We start from the raw sequence: 16646 nt of genomic DNA on the forward strand, positions 1-16646 counted from the left end.
GATTCTTACTACCTCCTGGCTGCCGGTAGTTTGGCGGCTTTGTTGACATCATACCACCAGGTATCTAACCCGATGGTATATACCGGGCGAATCGCCGGATGGGAGAATTTATCCCACCAGGCGAGCCTGTCTTGCGCCATATACCACATCGGCAGCATGTAATAGTTCCAGGTCAGCACGCGATCCAGCGCCCGTCCCAGCGGCACCAGTTTCGCTTTATCACCCTGCGCTGCGATAATTTGCGCGATCAGTTTATCCACCACCGGGCTTTGTACGCCGGGAGCGTTATAACTGGAGTCAATGTATTCCGACGCCCATGAGATTTGTAGATCGGAGCTGGGCCAGGGCATCGCCCGCCATAGCCTCGGCATCATGTCATAGTCGCGGCTACGCATCCGGTTGGTGAGTTGAGAATTATCAACCTGACGGATAGTCATCGTAATGCCCAGACGCTGAAGATTATGCTGGAAGGGCAGAACCCACTGGCTATTACTGCTGGCAGGAAGGAGAAGTTCAAACGTCAGAGGCTTACCGGTGACGCTATTGACCCGTTGCTGTCCGTTGATCACCCATCCGGCCTGCGTCAACAAGGCGTCAGCTTTAAGAAGATTTTCGCGATCGTAGCCGTCGCCGTTAGAGACCGGCGGCTGATAGATCTGAGTGAAGACTTCAGGAGGAAGATCTTTTTTCATCGGCGCGAGTAATACCAGTTCGTCGGCGTCAGGATAATTTCTGGCGGCGTACTCGGTATTCTGGAAGTAACTGTTGGTTCGGCTCCAGGCATTATAGAACAGCGCTTTATTCATCCACTCAAAATCGAAGGCCAGGGTGACGGCTTCACGTACCCGCCGGTCTTTAAATACCGGGCGCTGAATATTAAAGGCCAGCCAGCGTGTGTCCTGCGCCGACTCGTTTTTCTGCTCTTCTTTAATGATGTAATGATTATCGAAATTTTTACCGATGTAGCGCGTTGCCCAGTTTTTAGCGTCGTTTTCCAGCCGTAGATCAAATGCGCCCGCTTTAAACGCCTCGAAAGCGACATTGTCATCAAGGTAGTAATCGTAGCGGATAGTGTCGAGGTTAAAACGTCCACGATTGACCGGCAGATTAGCCGCCCAGTAGTTTTTGACGCGTGAATAGACAATGTACTGGCCCATTTTCCACTGAGTAATCCGGTATGGCCCGCTGGCTAAGGGCGGCGTTGAAAGCGGATCGCTAAGTTTATGATTTTTCCAGAATTTTTCGGGCATGATCGGTAATGAAAACAGACTAAGCATGTCTTCTTTACCAGGCTTCGCCAGCTCAATTCGCACGGTTAAAGGCGCAATCGCCTTCACGGTAGTACCTTTATAGACCAGACGGAACTGCGGTACGCCTTCGGTCATAAACTTATGAAAGGTAAAGGCCACATCGCGGGCGGTAATGGGCGTGCCATCGTGAAAACGAGCGCGGGGGTTAATCGAGATTTCCACCCAGGAATAGTCGGCGGCATAGCGGGCATGGTCGGCAATCAGCGGATAATAGCTTCCGGGCTCATCATCCGAGGTGGTAAAAAGCGTATCGTAAAGGGCTTCGGTACGTACGCCGGGATTGCCGCGCAGCGAATAGCGATTGAAATTATCGAACGTACCAATGGCGGAAAGCGTCATCTGACCACCTTTCGGCGCAGCAGGATTCACATAATCAAAGTGATCAAAGTTAAAAGCATACTTAGGTTCGCCGAGTACGGCGAAAGCGTAGCTTTCTTTGATTTCCTGGGCCTGGGCGCCAGCGCTAACCAGTGCGACAAGCAGAAGTATTACGCGCGCAATCATCTGAAAGCGGTTTCCTTATCGTATTGCCCGCTGCAAACCGGCAGGCGTTTCGCTGAATAATAAGTGACGTTGCGTCTGATGTGAATCCGTTAAAACCGTAAGGGGACTACCATTCAGGCACGGAAGGCGCCGACATCCACAGCACGAAATCTTTTAGGGGTAAAGGACGGCTAATCCAGTACCCCTGCAAGTAATTAACACCGTGATCGCGTAGCCAACGGGCCTGCTCCGGCGTTTCAACGCCCTCGGCCACCGTCAGCATATTCAGGCGTCTGGAGAGCGTCAGCACGGTATCCAGAACCGGAGACGTGACGGTTTCCGTGCCGATCGCCTGGATAAAGCCGCGATCGATTTTCAGATAATCTAAAGTAAATCGCTCCAGATAAATCAGGGCGCTATGGCCTGTACCGAAATCATCTATAGCGATTTCAAACCCGGCGGAATGCAGCCATTCGAACAGTTTGGCCGCTTCATACTGCTGGAGCATATCGCGTTCAGTGATTTCCAGCACGATATGAAAATGGTGCGCGGGCAGGGCGTCCCTGAGCCGGTGCATATCCTCTTTAAAACTGTCGCTGTGCAGATGTTCCGGCGCGATGTTAATGCCAAATTTGGCACCGACGGGCATCACCTTCTGTAACGTGGGCGCGTCGCGGGCGATCAGCTCGAACAGATGCTGCGTTAACGGTACGATAAGTTGCTGCGCTTCGGCATAGTGGATAAAGGCATCCGGCGGAATCTCGCCTGCCGTAGGGTGACGCCAGCGCAGTAAGACTTCAAGCCCGGTGACGCTCAGCGTACGAGTATCGACGACGGGCTGATAAACCACATAAAACTGCTCGTGTTTGATTGCCGTTAAAATCTCTTTGCCCGGTCGCGTCCGGAGGACATAGATAAAGTAACAGATAAACCCTGCTACGATGCCGCTAATGCAGCCCAGCATCAACGCATACCACAAGTCATTGTAGGTCCAGCTATCGGCATAAAGCCGTATTTTAAGCGGCAGGCCGTTGATAGTTGCCAGTCGTGATGGCGTGCCCGGCAGCTCCGCGACAGTCAGTAGACGCGAAGAAAAGGTCGACAGAGCGGTATTGCCGACAATCAGCGCGATGCCGTTAAAATCATCCTGGCGCGTGGTATAGAGTAAGTAGGGCGTCAGGTTAATATTCAGCGATGTGAATACGCCGCTGTCATTTAATAATGGGTTTCGATACCAAATCACCATTGTCGGTTTGTTGGGCATCATTGGCGTGCCGGGCAGAATCGCCATAGCAACGTCTTTGCGGATATCTATATCCGGTACCAGTTGCTGAAGCGGCATATTCATGGCGCCAGTGGCGGAAGAGCAGAACACTTTTTTATCTTTAATCAATAAGAAGGCGCGGACATTAAGGCTAAAAGCGGCTCTTGAGGTGAGTTCTGCGCCAACCTGCTGACAGGTGTTGATCGTCAACGGTTGAAGAATATCGGTGGTGGCTTTCAGGTCGGCGAAATAGCTGGCCAGGTAATGTTGTACATCAGAAAGGAGCGTATTGTATTTAACATCCCGTTTATGCCACGACAGGAAAAATTGCAGGCTACCAATAAGTAATGCTGCCGCTATCCCCGTAATGATACAGGTAAGCAGGATTTTCCGACCGGAAGAGGAGTCGCGTGTTAGCATAATTCCTGGTGTGACCTGAAAAGGCGGATGCCGGTTAAACTGGTTGATTTATAAGACTATAGCCTGGATTACCCCGGATAGTCATGCTTTTCTGTGATGCGCAGGAAAGCGTATTGTCGCAGTAGCCGTTGGCGGAAACGACCTGAATGTCTGATGGCGCTATGTTTATCAGGCCTACGTTCGTGTGTTGTAGGCTGGATAAGACGCCACACGTCGCTATTCGGCAAAACGGATTCAGAAGGGATAATAAGCAAAAACACTGCCGAAGCAGTGTTTTTTATGTCGTCTCATCAGGTAAGCCAAGGGAGGTGCTGCCTGATGAAGATTAACTGCGGCTCAGAACTCGACGCGCTTCATTATAGCGTTTTTTCCAGTACGGTTCGTTCATACTGGAGATAATGACGCCGCTACTGGTAGACGCATGGACAAACTGGTTATTGCCGATATAAATACCGACATGACGACCAGTGGAACCGGCGCGGAACAGAACCAGATCGCCCGTACGCAGGTTATTGCGTGAAACCGCTTTGCCCATTTCCTGCTGTTCATAGGTTGAACGCGGAAGCTCTAAACCAAACTGTTCACGGAAGGTGCGCTGTACAAAGCTGGAACAGTCGACGCCTTTCTTGGTGCTGCCGCCCAGGCGGTAACGCACGCCTTTCCAGTCAGCATACTGATCCATAATCCGCGACTTAACGTCGAGGTTACGCACCATATTTTCAAATTCATCCTGAGAGGCTTGCAGTGAAGAGCTATCGCTATTGCCCACAGCATGCGTCTCAGAATGCATATTCTTTGCGGTATTGGTGGTTGTGCTACAAGCAGAAAGCAGAACCGCAACTGCAATCGCAGGAATCCCGCGCAAAATATATCTCAAAATCGGTTGAGATTTGACCATGTTGTTTGTTTTCCCTTGAAGTCCTTAACGATAAATATCGTTATAAAAATGCCAAACGTGATGAGACTAATTACCTGCACAGCTTGAGACAATTCTTTGTGCACAAATCTGTGGCGGAACGCACAAATTTATTCGCAATGAGAATAATTATCTGGCGAGGCAAAACGAGTTTGAGATTACCCGATTGTTGCTGTCATTGCGAGCGATTTCGCGTGATTTTTTATAAGAATTTATGATACGAAAAGTGAACTATCAGCACGGGTCAAATTAAACGCAAATCGTTTAAAAATCGGGCAACCTATTCATTTTGTAGAGGAATAATATGACCGAAAAATGATGGGCTGGGGGAATATCATCATAAATTACCTTCAACGATGTAAAATTATCGCTGAAGGTAATGTTAATGGCATGGGTTATTTGTTTGAGATTTGTTTATTTCCGCCCGGGAGATAATTCTCAAAAAGCGCTATCGCCCGGTCGCTGAGCGGGGTCATCAGCCACCAGGGGAGGCCAATCAAAATAACCGTGAGCGAACCGACCACAATATCGGTGAACCAGTGAGCGCCAATCATAACGCGCGGAAACGAGAAAACCACAAATATAATAAGGGCGATGATCCCCGCCGTTTTGCCGAAATAACGCAGCATAAAGGCGGAAAATATCAGCAGCATCATACCGTGATCGCCTGGGAAACTGTCTTTTGACGCGTCTTTTGTCGGGATGTGCAGCAACTCGCTGACGCGATAAATATGCTCAAAAGAGAGCGTTGGGCTGGCGCGCTTGACGGGGATCAGCGCCTGACCGAGTTGGTTAAGCACCACCGCTGTTAGCAGCATGACCAATCCGATTATCACAATGTGCCGCCGGCCCGACGCGTCTTCTTTTAGCCAGAAACTGAGCATCAGTCCGCCCATCGCCAGCAGCGAACAGCCGTCAAACGCCCGATTATTGGTAATAGCGACCCACCAGAGGAACGCGTGGCTTTCCACCAGTTTCTGGTTAAAGAAGTGGAATATGCCGAAATCAATGGTGAACCAGAAGCCGTGATTGACGGGAAGATACCATGACAAAAACAGCGCCAGACCGGCGGCATTAAGCAGAATTATCAAGGAATAGCGGGTTTTCATCGTCATTTCGCCATAGTTTTTAAACGGTGGCAACCTTACGCGTGCGTCGCTAAACGAAGCTTCAACAAGGCCGTCTGTAACGTATTCCAGTCGGTTTCTGTGTTTGAGATAAGTTCAACCCGGCTATCCGGCGGCGCGACACTCTGTGTTTCGATGTGCAGGTCATCGCCCTGGCGATTGATGCGTACCAGCCCCTCTTGTATGCGCATAACGCCTTTCACCCGGCCCACCGGCGCCAGACGAGCCCATTCGAGGAGGCCAATGGTGTCAAACACGGTATCGGCATCGAAAATCCAGCCGCAGGCCTGATGACCCTGTCCGCTATTGAGGCTGCGTCGCCAGCGCTGCTGTGCGGGCAGATTTAGCGCGGCGAGTCCTTTTTTACTGGCATGAGTGTGAGAATGCGCGGCGCTGGCCGGCAGTTCCGCCAGATTTTGTCGCGGTAAATCCAGAAGCTTACCATCTATCTGTCCATGTTCGGCATGAATCAGTTGACGATCGCCGTCGTACTGTCGCCACCACTGTTGCAGGGCGGCATCGCTCTGCGCCGTGGCGCGGTCGGTTTTATTGGCGATGATAATATCGGCTGAGGCGAGCTGATCGCGGAAATTTTCATTGGCGACGCTCTGTTGGTCCAGTAGCAGGCGAGGGTCCAGGATGCAGAGCGTGGCGCGTAAATCAATCCACGGCTCATAAACTGGCGCAGTTAATAAATCCAGAATCTGTTTTGGGTGCCCCAGTCCGGTTGGTTCAATCAGCAACCGGTCAGGTTTGCCCTGGCGCAGCAGCGTGTTGAGCCCCACCTGCATAGGCAATCCGTTGACGCAGCACATGCAGCCGCCGGGAATCTCTTTTAGCAGTGCGCCGCTGTCGGCAAGCAGCGCGCCGTCAATACCCACTTCACCAAATTCATTAACCAGGACGGCCCACTTTTCAGCCGGATCTTTATGAGCTAATAAATGAAGGATAGAGGTGGTTTTTCCGCTACCGAGAAATCCAGTAATAAGATTGGTTTTGGTCACGTCAGCTCCAGAATATTGATACAACATAACAACTTTAATAATCCTGGCGAATAAACGTGAAAAAGAGAAGCGCTGAGTTGACGAAGTCGTGCTTCTGCCATCTTAAGAGCAGAAAATGTTAAATTTTTAACGTTTCTCTTGCCTGGTGCAGAACAGTCAATAAATAAAAGGGGCAGACTGCGCCCTGGGGCGCAGCCGAAAAATGTGAAACTTAATCCGCGCGCCCCATATAACGGCGCTCTTCGATATGAATGCGGATTTTCTCACCTGCGCTCAGGTATTCGGGAACCTGAATCACCAGACCGGTGCTTAATGTCGCGGGTTTGTTACGTGCGCTGGCGGACGCTCCTTTAATACCCGGCGCGGTTTCGACGATTTCCAGATCCACGGTCTGCGGAAGCTCTAGCGCCAGCAGTTGGCCGTCCCAGGTCAGAACCTGCATATCCGGCATTCCGCCTTCAGGCATAAACAACAACTCTTCTTCAATCTGATCTTTGGTGAAGGTATACGGCGTATAGTCTTCTTTATCCATGAACACATATTCGTTGCCATCGACATAAGAAAAGTCAACGCCGCGACGGCTCAGGGTGACGGTATCAACGATATCGTCGCCTTTGAAACGTTCTTCCACTTTCAGACCGGTGCGGACATCGGAAAAGCGCATTTTATACAGTGTGGCGGCGCCACGGGCGGTAGGCGACTGAATGTCGATATCTTTCACAATCAGCAATTTGCCGTTGTAGTTCAGTACCATACCTTTTTTGATTTCGTTCGCTCTTGGCATCGAGGAGATCCTGTTGTAGAGATTATCTAAAATATCGCGTAAAACTACTCGCGCCGGGCCGTCCAGGCAAGTGGAATTGTCACTTTTGCTGGTGCAAAAAAGGTGATACTGTTCGCCCGCTTTCCGCTCCGCGTTCAACGAGAATAGGCGATGGCATGTCGCCTGGAGGGGGGAAGTGTGCTGTGTTGTCCCTTCTGTTTCCAGCCTTGTCTTCGGAATGTCTGAGGACAGGCCTGATCATGATGACGTCCACATTTTAAATCTGGATTTTTCTTTGGACAAATTCTGTTATCTTTCATTTGGTTATAAATAGAGGGGCTGAGCATGGACTGTCGTAGCGGTTGTGGCGCTTGCTGTATTGCGCCTTCAATTTCGTCGCCGATACCCGGAATGCCGAATGGCAAGCCGATGAATACCAGATGCGTGCAGCTTTCGGAAGATAACTTGTGCCTTATCTTTGGCTCGCCTTTACGCCCAAAAGTGTGCTCTGGTTTGCAACCGACAGGGGACATGTGTTTAACGACCCGGGAAGAGGCCATTATTTATTTGCTGGAACTCGAACAGAAAACCTTACCATGAGCTAAGAGCCTATCCCAGTAGGCGTAATTGTTGAAGCCAGTTTGGGGTCGGCCAGCGCGCAGAAACCGGAGCGTACACGTAGTACGTGAGGATTTCGAGCACTGCCCGGTCTCAAAATGGCGAATAAAATAGCCTAATGCGATAGGCTCTAAGCCAGCCGCTTTTGATAAATGTGCAGGGGCTTACGTTATATCCCGAAATAGTCTGCAAAAGCTGCGCATCAAATTACCTCCTTTTACCATTAAATAGCGTAATACATGCTTCCCTTATTTCGTGGCTTCTGAAGCGGTAGATGTCGCCGCTCAACCCCGTTGGTGCCTGAACGTGTACCGAACAAACCGTCACATAAAACAAAAACGATCAATTTTATTTATATGATAGTTTTTATCTATTAAAAAGAGGAATTTTGATCGATTTTAATTATTTATAACGATCGATATCATGAATTTGATAGTTTATATCTATCATTGATGTATTTACCGATCGATATAACCAGTGTGAATGTGTTGTTATTTTCCTTTAAAATACTCGAATTCTTATGTGTGGGTTTTATCTTATGAAGAAATATACGTTCGCAGCCAGGGCGTTTATTTTTACGCTGGTGTTGCTTTTTGTTATTTCAGTATTCGGGTTGACTATTAGCGTTTTAAAAGGGATGTGAAATGCGGGGAGAAAATAGTGAAATTGATTTAGTCGACGTTTCCTTATTCCTTATAAGAAAATGGCTAAGTATCGTGATCGCTACCTTTATTTTTGTCGCCATTGGCTATGTTTTTGTGAGCGTGCAGCATGATACAAAGGTTGTGAGTATTACGATCAAACCTAATCTGGATACGCCTGCTACCTATGCGTTATGTGGCTATACTAATGATATTCAATGTAAAACAACGGTTATCCTTAACCAGTTTAGCCGTTTCTTGCCTGCGAACTATAAAAATAAAATAAGTTTTGACGCGAAAAAACAGCTTGTTCTTTTTAAGGCGCAGGGGAGGGAAGAAAGGGTCAATAATATTATTTCCACCCTGAAAAATAGTGTCGATAAAATGGCAGCATGGTATATCGATGATGGTGACATTAAACGTTATAGTGTGCATAAAAATATGTTACAAACGGAAACATATGCAAAGCTATCATTGTTGTCGGAGGCGGTTAAAAATAATGCTAACATTGAAGTGATAGATGTTGCTGTAACACCAAAATATAAGATGCGGCTGGTGTTGGTCCTTTGCGGGCTGATGGGCGTAATTTTCTCAATAACCGGTCTTTTATGTAGGAGGGCGCTTACAGAATATCGTATTGAGAAAAAGACAATGAATGACCGTGCATGAACATTGCGCAGAGATAAACTCTGCGCTGAAATGTGTCGAAGAGTAAAAGTATCAGGCTTGCAAGTTAAACATCTTTAATACGCGCCAGGCAGAACATGGTGGCGACAATCATAACTAACGCAAACCAGAAGACCGCATGATAATTCCAGATTTCTGCGGCGATTCCCGCCAACGAACCGGCAATGATCCAGCCGACGCGAATGGTATTGGTATACAGCGTGGTGGCTGAACCCGCCTGGCCTGGCATGAGATCCTGAAAATAGAGCATGCCAATCCCGCCAAGAATGCCGATGTAAATCGCGTTCAGCAACTGCAAGCCGAGCAACGTTGCCGGCGTGTGCGCCAGCAACATCCCCGCATAAAAGCACAGTCCGGCGACAACGGCGATGCACATTAACAGGCGTTTTCCCAACCGTTTGGCGAAGTAACCTGCAATCAGCATTGTGGGAATCTCCAGCCCGGCGGCGGTGCCCATCATCACGCCTGCAAGTTTTTCCGGAAGATGTAGCTCATTGATGATAAACAGCGGCATATTAATGATATACAGGCTGTTAGTTCCCCACATTAACGTACAGATGACAAACAGCAACAGCGTATCGCGGCGATTACGACGCGGTGCTTCCAGCGTGCCGGTCGCCAGCGGCGCGTCTTTGCGCATTGACGGTAAAAAGAACCACACCATGACGCCGCAGACGATAAAAGCTACCGCCGCGCTCAAATACATCACCGTAAAGCTAAAACCCATCGCCAGCGCATAGGCCAGCGGCGGCCCAATGACCCAGGCCAATGAGACCTGGGCGCGGAGGATTGAGCTGAACATCACCGCTTCACGACCTGTACGATCGGCATGTTCACGGGCAAGCGCAAACATCTGCGGGTTGGCGGTAGAGCCGAAGCTACTGAGAAAGACGCCGATAAACAGCAAAATAAAGTAGTTGCGGTTCCAGGCAAACAACACGCAGGCCAACATGCCCAGCACGCAACAGAAAACGATCAGTTTCTTGCGATCGTCTTTTTTATCTGAGCGACCCGCCAGAAACTGGCTCACGATAATGCCGATAACCGCGCTGCCGGTAAAAAAGAATCCCACCATGCCGGGGCGGGCGTGAACCTCATCCGTCAGAAAAATACTGAGCGTCGGCGTCTGTAGCGCACCGGCAATACCGGTGAGAAAAGCGACGATCAAAAAGGCGGTAGACGTCAGGTCAAACGATTTGGGCGCAGCGGCGGCGGGACTGTTGTGCATGTTTCTATATCAGTGGTGTGAAGAGAGGCGGAGTTTACGCTGCCCGTCAGAAAATAAACAGGCGTCTGAATCAAAATCGACACGAAAAATCAAAATAGCATTCCAGTTTGTTACCAGGGCGTGCTAACGCAAGCTGAAAGAAAAAAGCTGAAGCCTTTTATGCGTCAGCTATTGAGGGGCTGTTGGAGAAAAAATGTGCTTTACCTCAAAAAATTGCTACAAAACCGGTAACTTTTCTTGCGTGCTGAAGCAGAAAGATCCAGACTTCTTGAAACGTTTCAGCGCGATCTGGTTTTTTTGACAACTCAGATTGGCGCTTTTTTTCTCATAGTGGCTGAATCGTTTCAATTCAGCAGGAGAGGAGACACATGTTCCAGTTATCGGTTCAGGACATTCATCCGGGCGAGCAGGCCGGAAATAAAGAAGAGGCCATCCGGCAAATCGCCGCCGCGTTAGCGCAGGCGGGGAATGTGGCGGGCGGCTATGTTGACGGTATGCTGGCGCGCGAACAGCAAACCTCGACCTTTCTTGGCAATGGTATTGCGATTCCCCATGGCACAACAGACACGCGCGATCAGGTGCTGAAAACCGGCGTCCAGGTCTTTCAATTTCCGCAGGGCGTTATCTGGGGAGAAGGCCAGGTCGCCTACGTGGCGATTGGTATTGCCGCCAGTTCGGACGAACACCTCGGCCTGCTGCGTCAGCTGACGCATGTGCTAAGCGATGACTCCGTGGCTGAGCAGCTGAAATCCGCGACAACGGCGGAAGAGCTGCGCGCATTGCTGATGGGCGAGAAGCAAAGTGAACAATTAAAACTTGATAACGAGACGATGACGCTGGATGTCATCGCCAGCTCGCTGGTCACATTGCAGGCGCTAAATGCGGCGCGTCTGAAAGAGGCGGGAGCGGTTGATGCGGCGTTCGTCGCAAAAACGATTAACGATAGTCCGATGAATCTGGGACAAGGCATCTGGCTGAACGACAGCGCGGAAGGCAATTTGCGCAGCGCTGTTGCGGTAAGCCGCGCGACCCAGGCGTTTGACGTGGAGGGTGAAAAAGCAGCCTTATTAGTCACTGTCGCGATGAACGACGAGCAGCCGATTGCCGTGCTAAAACGCCTCGGCGACCTGTTGCTGAACAATAAAGCCGATCGTCTGCTGAGCGCTGACGCCGCGACGCTGCTGGCGTTGCTGACCAGTGATGATGCGCTGACGGATGACGTACTGAGCGCGGAATTTGTAGTGCGTAATGAGCATGGTCTCCATGCCCGTCCGGGCACCATGCTGGTGAATACGATTAAACAATTTAACAGTGAAATTACCGTGACAAACCTTGATGGAACCGGCAAACCGGCAAACGGACGTAGTCTGATGAAAGTGGTGGCATTGGGCGTGAAGAAAGGCCATCGTCTGCGCTTTACCGCGCAGGGTGAAGATGCTGAACAGGCGCTGAAAGCAATTGGCGATGCGATCGCCGCCGGTCTCGGGGAGGGCGCATAATGAGCAGGCGTGTCGCCACCATTACCCTTAATCCGGCTTATGATCTGGTTGGGTTTTGCCCTGAAATCGAACGCGGCGAAGTGAACCTGGTGAAAACCACGGGTCTGCACGCGGCGGGCAAAGGCATTAACGTTGCCAAAGTGCTGAAAGACTTAGGCATCGACGTCACCGTCGGCGGTTTTCTCGGTAAAGATAACCAGGACGGTTTTCAGCAATTGTTCAGCGAACTGGGTATCGCTAACCGCTTTCAGGTGGTTCAGGGCCGGACCCGCATCAACGTGAAGCTGACGGAAAAAGATGGCGAAGTGACCGACTTCAACTTTTCCGGCTTTGACGTGACTCCCGCAGACTGGGAACGCTTTGTTAACGACTCCCTGAGCTGGCTGGGTCAGTTCGATATGGTCTGCGTCAGCGGTAGCTTACCGGCTGGCGTGAGTCCGGAAGCGTTCACCGACTGGATGACGCGTCTGCGCAGCCAGTGTCCATGCATTATCTTTGATAGTAGCCGTGAAGCGTTAGTCGCCGGTCTTAAAGCTGCGCCGTGGCTGGTGAAACCGAATCGCCGCGAACTGGAAATTTGGGCGGGTCGTAAGCTCCCGGAAATGAAAGATGTGATTGATGCGGCGCACGCGTTACGCGAACAGGGTATCGCCCATGTGGTGATTTCGCTGGGGGCGGAAGGCGCGCTGTGGGTTAACGCCTCAGGAGAATGGATCGCTAAACCACCGGCGGTTGACGTGGTAAGTACCGTCGGCGCAGGCGATTCCATGGTTGGCGGATTGATTTACGGCCTGCTGATGCGCGAGTCCAGCGAACATACGCTGCGTCTGGCGACGGCGGTTGCCGCGCTGGCGGTCAGCCAGAGCAATGTGGGTATTACCGATCGTCCTCAGTTGGCCGCAATGATGGCGCGTGTCGACTTACAACCGTTTAACTGACAGCAGGAGAGGCATAATGAAAACGCTGCTGATAATTGACGCTAATCTCGGCCAGGCTCGCGCTTACATGGCGAAAACCCTGCTTGGAGCGGCGGCGCATAAAGCAAATCTGGAAATTATCGATAATCCAAATGATGCTGAGCTGGCGATCGTGTTGGGCGAATCTCTGCCGAACGACAATGCTCTGAACGGCAAAAAGGTTTGGCTGGGGGATATTGGTCGCGCCGTCGCGCATCCGGAACTGTTTCTGAGTGAAGCCAAAAGCCATGCGACCCCTTACAGCGCCCCTGCTGCGGCTGCTCCTGCGGCGAGCGGCGGTCCGAAACGCGTGGTCGCGGTAACGGCCTGCCCGACCGGCGTCGCCCATACTTTTATGGCGGCTGAAGCCATTGAAACAGAAGCGAAAAAACGCGGCTGGTGGGTAAAAGTCGAAACGCGCGGCTCCGTGGGGGCCGGCAATGCCATCACCCCGGAAGAGGTGGCGGAAGCGGATTTAGTGATTGTGGCGGCGGATATCGAAGTGGATCTGGCGAAGTTTGCCGGTCTCCCGATGTACCGCACGTCGACCGGCCTGGCGCTGAAAAAGACGGCGCAGGAGCTGGATAAAGCCGTAGCGGAAGCAACGCCGTATCAACCGGCGGGTAAGGCATCGCAAGCGGCGACCGAAGGGAAGAAAGAGAGCGCTGGCGCATACCGGCATCTATTGACGGGCGTTTCTTACATGCTGCCTATGGTGGTTGCCGGGGGACTGTGTATTGCACTTTCCTTCGCCTTTGGTATTGAAGCCTTTAAGGTGCCGGACACGCTGGCGGCGGCGCTGATGCAGATTGGCGGCGGTTCGGCGTTTGCGCTGATGGTGCCGGTACTGGCGGGTTATATCGCTTTCTCCATCGCGGATCGCCCAGGCCTTACGCCGGGTCTGATTGGCGGTATGCTGGCGGTTAGCACCGGTTCCGGTTTTATCGGCGGGATCATTGCCGGCTTCCTTGCCGGGTATATGGCGAAGCTTATCAGTACCAAACTGAAACTTCCGCAAAGTATGGAAGCGCTGAAGCCAATCCTGATCATCCCGTTAATTTCCAGTCTGGTGGTGGGGCTGGCGATGATTTACCTGATCGGTAAACCGGTTGCCGGGATTCTGGAAGGGCTCACCCACTGGCTGCAAACCATGGGAACCGCAAACGCAGTGCTGTTGGGCGCGATTCTCGGCGGGATGATGTGTACCGACATGGGCGGCCCGGTGAACAAAGCGGCGTATGCGTTTGGCGTTGGTCTGCTGAGTACGCAAACTTACGCGCCGATGGCGGCGATCATGGCCGCAGGTATGGTACCGCCGTTAGCGCTGGGTCTGGCGACGATGGTGGCGCGCCGTAAGTTCGACAAAGCGCAGCAGGAAGGCGGTAAAGCGGCGTTGGTGCTGGGGCTGTGCTTTATCACTGAAGGCGCTATTCCGTTTGCGGCGCGCGACCCGATGCGTGTACTGCCGTGCTGTATCGTTGGCGGCGCGTTGACCGGGGCCATTTCTATGGCGGTAGGCGCAAAATTGATGGCGCCGCATGGCGGTCTGTTTGTTCTGCTTATCCCAGGCGCAATTACGCCGGTATTGGGATACCTGCTGGCAATTGTGGCCGGTACGCTGGTGGCAGGGCTGGCTTATGCCGTCCTGAAACGTCCGGAGACGGAAGTCGCGGCAAAAGCGGCGTAAGAGAAACACGCTAAAAAAGGCAGAGCGCGCTCTGCCTTTTTTATTGCCTGAGCGTCAGGCCATCACTTCGGCAATTTGCTGGGCTTTTAACCACGCAATCTCTTCCGCCCAGATATCAGGATTAATGGTCTCCAGTATCAGCGGAATACCGTCAAAACGCGCATCCTGCATAATCCAACGAAACGCATCGTGGCCGATATTGCCTTCACCCAGACTGTGATGGCGGTCAACGCGGCTACCGAATGCGCTTTTGGCGTCGTTAAGGTGCATTCCGCGCAAATACTGAAATCCGACAATTTTCCCGAATTCGGCGAATGTTTTTTCGCACGCCTCTGGCGTACGCAGATCGTATCCGGCGGCAAAGGCATGGCAGGTATCGATACAGACGCCAACGCGCGACTTATCTTCCACGCCATCGATGATGGCGGCTAACTGTTCAAACTCAAACCCCAGATTACTGCCCTGACCGGCTGTATTTTCGATAACCGCCGTAACGCCCTCGGTCTGCGCGAGGGCGATATTGATAGATTCCGCGATCCGCGCCAGGCAATCCTCCTGTGCAATCTGCATCAGATGGCTACCGGGATGAAAATTAAGCAAGGTTAAGCCGAGTTGTTCACAGCGCTGCATTTCATCGAGAAAGGCATCGCGTGATTTTTCCAGCGCTTCACTGACCGGATGGCCCAGATTAATCAGGTAACTATCGTGGGGAAGGATTTGCGCCGCCGAAAAATGATACTTTTCACAGGCGATTTTAAAGTCATCAATGACCTGGGGAGTAAGGGGGGCGGCACGCCACTGACGCTGGTTTTTTGTGAAAAGCGCAAAGGCCGTTGCGCCAATTTCAGCCGCGCGGGCAGGGGCGTTAGCCAGACCGCCAGCAGCGCTGACGTGCGCTCCGATGTATTTCATAAAAGACTCCTGTTAAACCCGCTAACGGTTCATTACGAACGCTATGATAACGGGTTAACAGGCGTGAAACGTAATAATTTATGCGATAAGGCTATGGATTAGGACGTTAATGGCGCCACCGCCAATAATCAGCCAGGCGAATAATGCCAGCGCCATCAGCAGCGGTTTCGCCCCCGCTTTTTTCAATGCGCTAACGTGAGTGGTCAGACCCAGCGCCGCCATTGCCATCGCCAGCAGCACCGTGTCCAGCGTCACCAGCATATCCACCACGGCTTTCGGCAGCAGGTGGAAAGAGTTGAAGATCGCCACTACGATGAAGAAAATAGCAAACCACGGAATGGTAATTTTGCTTTTTTCCGCGCCGGTCGCTGGTGAAAGCTGTTTAACGCGCGCCGCCAGAATGATCAGGAACGGAGCCAGCATCATGACACGCAGCATCTTAGCGATAACTGCCGCATTTTCCGCATCCGGACTAACAGCGTGACCCGCTGCGACCACTTGCGCGACTTCATGCATGGTTGAGCCGATATAGATGCCGTAAGTTTCCGGGCTGAACCAGTGCGCCAGCAGCGGATACATTGCCGGGTAAAGGAAAATAGCGATGGTGCCGAAAATAACGACAGTCGCGACGGCTACAGTAACCTTACTGGCTTCCGCTTTTACCACCGGTTCTGTCGCCAGTACCGCCGCCGCGCCGCAGATACTGCTACCGGCGCCAATCAGCCAGCTGGTATGCCTGTCCAGACCAAAGACTTTTTGGCCTAAGAAGCAGGCCAGCATGAACGTGCTGGAAAGCGTTAATACGTCAATCACAATACCGCTAATACCCACGTCGGCGATTTGTGAAAAGGTAAGGCGGAAGCCGTAAAGGATAATCCCTAAACGCAGTAAATGTTGTTTTGCAAACAGCACGCCGCCGTCGCATTGTTTCCATATTTGTGGATAGACGGTATTCCCGATAACCATACCCAGCAGGATAGCCAGGGTCAGGGCGCTGAACCCCGCGCCTGCAACGGCAGGGATAGCGCCGCCCCACAGGGCGACTCCTGTAATGACGGCGCTCAGAGCGAGCCCCGGTATAAAATGCCACATTGTACGACGATGATTCTGCAAGGTGAGTTCTGTCATAAC

The 16646-nt window shown here is 51.6% G+C and carries 15 protein-coding genes; 6 read left to right on the forward strand and 9 right to left on the reverse strand.

Annotated features, from left to right (window positions below; genetic code table 11):
* Nucleotides 1-8 precede the first annotated feature (8 nt).
* The 6 genes from J4685_RS18025 to yeiP form a co-directional block, all read right to left on the reverse strand.
* Entirely contained in the window at nucleotides 9-1814 is a 1806-nt protein-coding gene (locus J4685_RS18025; protein WP_000561731.1) for an extracellular solute-binding protein, read from the reverse strand.
* 106 nt (nucleotides 1815-1920) lie between these two features.
* Nucleotides 1921-3477: a cyclic di-GMP phosphodiesterase gene (locus tag J4685_RS18030; protein WP_000957747.1), complete on the reverse strand. Its 1557-nt coding sequence runs from the start codon at nucleotides 3475-3477 to the stop codon at nucleotides 1921-1923.
* A gap of 325 nt (nucleotides 3478-3802) precedes the next feature.
* Nucleotides 3803-4375 carry a bifunctional murein DD-endopeptidase/murein LD-carboxypeptidase gene (gene mepS / locus J4685_RS18035; RefSeq protein WP_000241015.1) on the reverse strand — a complete coding sequence of 191 codons (573 nt, stop codon included), beginning with the start codon at nucleotides 4373-4375 and terminating at the stop codon, nucleotides 3803-3805.
* A gap of 413 nt (nucleotides 4376-4788) precedes the next feature.
* On the reverse strand, nucleotides 4789-5508 hold the full coding sequence (locus J4685_RS18040; protein WP_000178086.1) for a phosphatase PAP2 family protein: 720 nt from the start codon (nucleotides 5506-5508) through the stop codon (nucleotides 4789-4791).
* Between the two features lie 29 nt (nucleotides 5509-5537).
* Nucleotides 5538-6524: a CobW family GTP-binding protein gene (locus tag J4685_RS18045; protein WP_000169345.1), complete on the reverse strand. Its 987-nt coding sequence runs from the start codon at nucleotides 6522-6524 to the stop codon at nucleotides 5538-5540.
* Nucleotides 6525-6735: 211 nt separating this feature from the next.
* Nucleotides 6736-7308, reverse strand: coding sequence for an elongation factor P-like protein YeiP (gene yeiP, locus J4685_RS18050; protein WP_001136822.1), 573 nt, complete (start codon nucleotides 7306-7308; stop codon nucleotides 6736-6738).
* A 324-nt stretch (nucleotides 7309-7632) separates the two neighbouring features.
* Between yeiP and J4685_RS18055 the strand changes: the two genes are divergently transcribed.
* The 3 genes from J4685_RS18055 (at nucleotide 7633) to J4685_RS18065 (ending at nucleotide 9215) form a co-directional block, all read left to right on the forward strand.
* Complete coding sequence (locus J4685_RS18055; protein WP_001523448.1) at nucleotides 7633-7887, forward strand: YkgJ family cysteine cluster protein; 255 nt, start codon at nucleotides 7633-7635, stop codon at nucleotides 7885-7887.
* Between the two features lie 538 nt (nucleotides 7888-8425).
* Entirely contained in the window at nucleotides 8426-8548 is a 123-nt protein-coding gene (locus tag J4685_RS18060; protein WP_001519564.1) for a membrane protein, read from the forward strand.
* A gap of 1 nt (nucleotide 8549) precedes the next feature.
* On the forward strand, nucleotides 8550-9215 hold the full coding sequence (locus tag J4685_RS18065; RefSeq protein ID WP_001213889.1) for a GNVR domain-containing protein: 666 nt from the start codon (nucleotides 8550-8552) through the stop codon (nucleotides 9213-9215).
* Between the two features lie 64 nt (nucleotides 9216-9279).
* Here the strand turns inward: J4685_RS18065 and setB are convergent, their stop codons facing one another.
* Nucleotides 9280-10461 carry a sugar efflux transporter SetB gene (gene setB, locus J4685_RS18070; RefSeq protein WP_000551928.1) on the reverse strand — a complete coding sequence of 394 codons (1182 nt, stop codon included), beginning with the start codon at nucleotides 10459-10461 and terminating at the stop codon, nucleotides 9280-9282.
* A gap of 368 nt (nucleotides 10462-10829) precedes the next feature.
* On the opposite strand from setB, the gene fruB reads away from it, so the two are divergent.
* Genes fruB through fruA form a run of 3 tightly spaced genes read left to right on the forward strand, consistent with a single transcriptional unit; the run spans nucleotide 10830 to nucleotide 14603 of the window.
* Nucleotides 10830-11960: a fused PTS fructose transporter subunit IIA/HPr protein gene (fruB, locus tag J4685_RS18075; protein ID WP_000487280.1), complete on the forward strand. Its 1131-nt coding sequence runs from the start codon at nucleotides 10830-10832 to the stop codon at nucleotides 11958-11960.
* Nucleotides 11960-12898 carry a 1-phosphofructokinase gene (fruK, locus tag J4685_RS18080; RefSeq protein WP_000091249.1) on the forward strand — a complete coding sequence of 313 codons (939 nt, stop codon included), beginning with the start codon at nucleotides 11960-11962 and terminating at the stop codon, nucleotides 12896-12898. Before fruB ends, fruK begins: the two co-directional genes overlap by 1 nt.
* A 16-nt stretch (nucleotides 12899-12914) precedes the next feature.
* Nucleotides 12915-14603, forward strand: a complete 1689-nt coding sequence (gene fruA, locus J4685_RS18085) for a PTS fructose transporter subunit IIBC (protein WP_000854408.1) — start codon at nucleotides 12915-12917, stop codon at nucleotides 14601-14603.
* A gap of 54 nt (nucleotides 14604-14657) precedes the next feature.
* On the opposite strand, the gene nfo is transcribed toward fruA, so the two are convergent.
* Nucleotides 14658-15515, reverse strand: coding sequence for a deoxyribonuclease IV (nfo, locus tag J4685_RS18090; RefSeq protein WP_000873907.1), 858 nt, complete (start codon nucleotides 15513-15515; stop codon nucleotides 14658-14660).
* A 78-nt stretch (nucleotides 15516-15593) separates the two neighbouring features.
* On the reverse strand, nucleotides 15594-16643 hold the full coding sequence (locus J4685_RS18095; RefSeq protein WP_000137966.1) for a YeiH family protein: 1050 nt from the start codon (nucleotides 16641-16643) through the stop codon (nucleotides 15594-15596).
* Nucleotides 16644-16646 lie beyond the last annotated feature (3 nt).

This window comes from Salmonella sp. 32100201201700099SM, from assembly GCF_017572645.1.
GTDB lineage: Bacteria > Pseudomonadota > Gammaproteobacteria > Enterobacterales > Enterobacteriaceae > Salmonella > Salmonella enterica.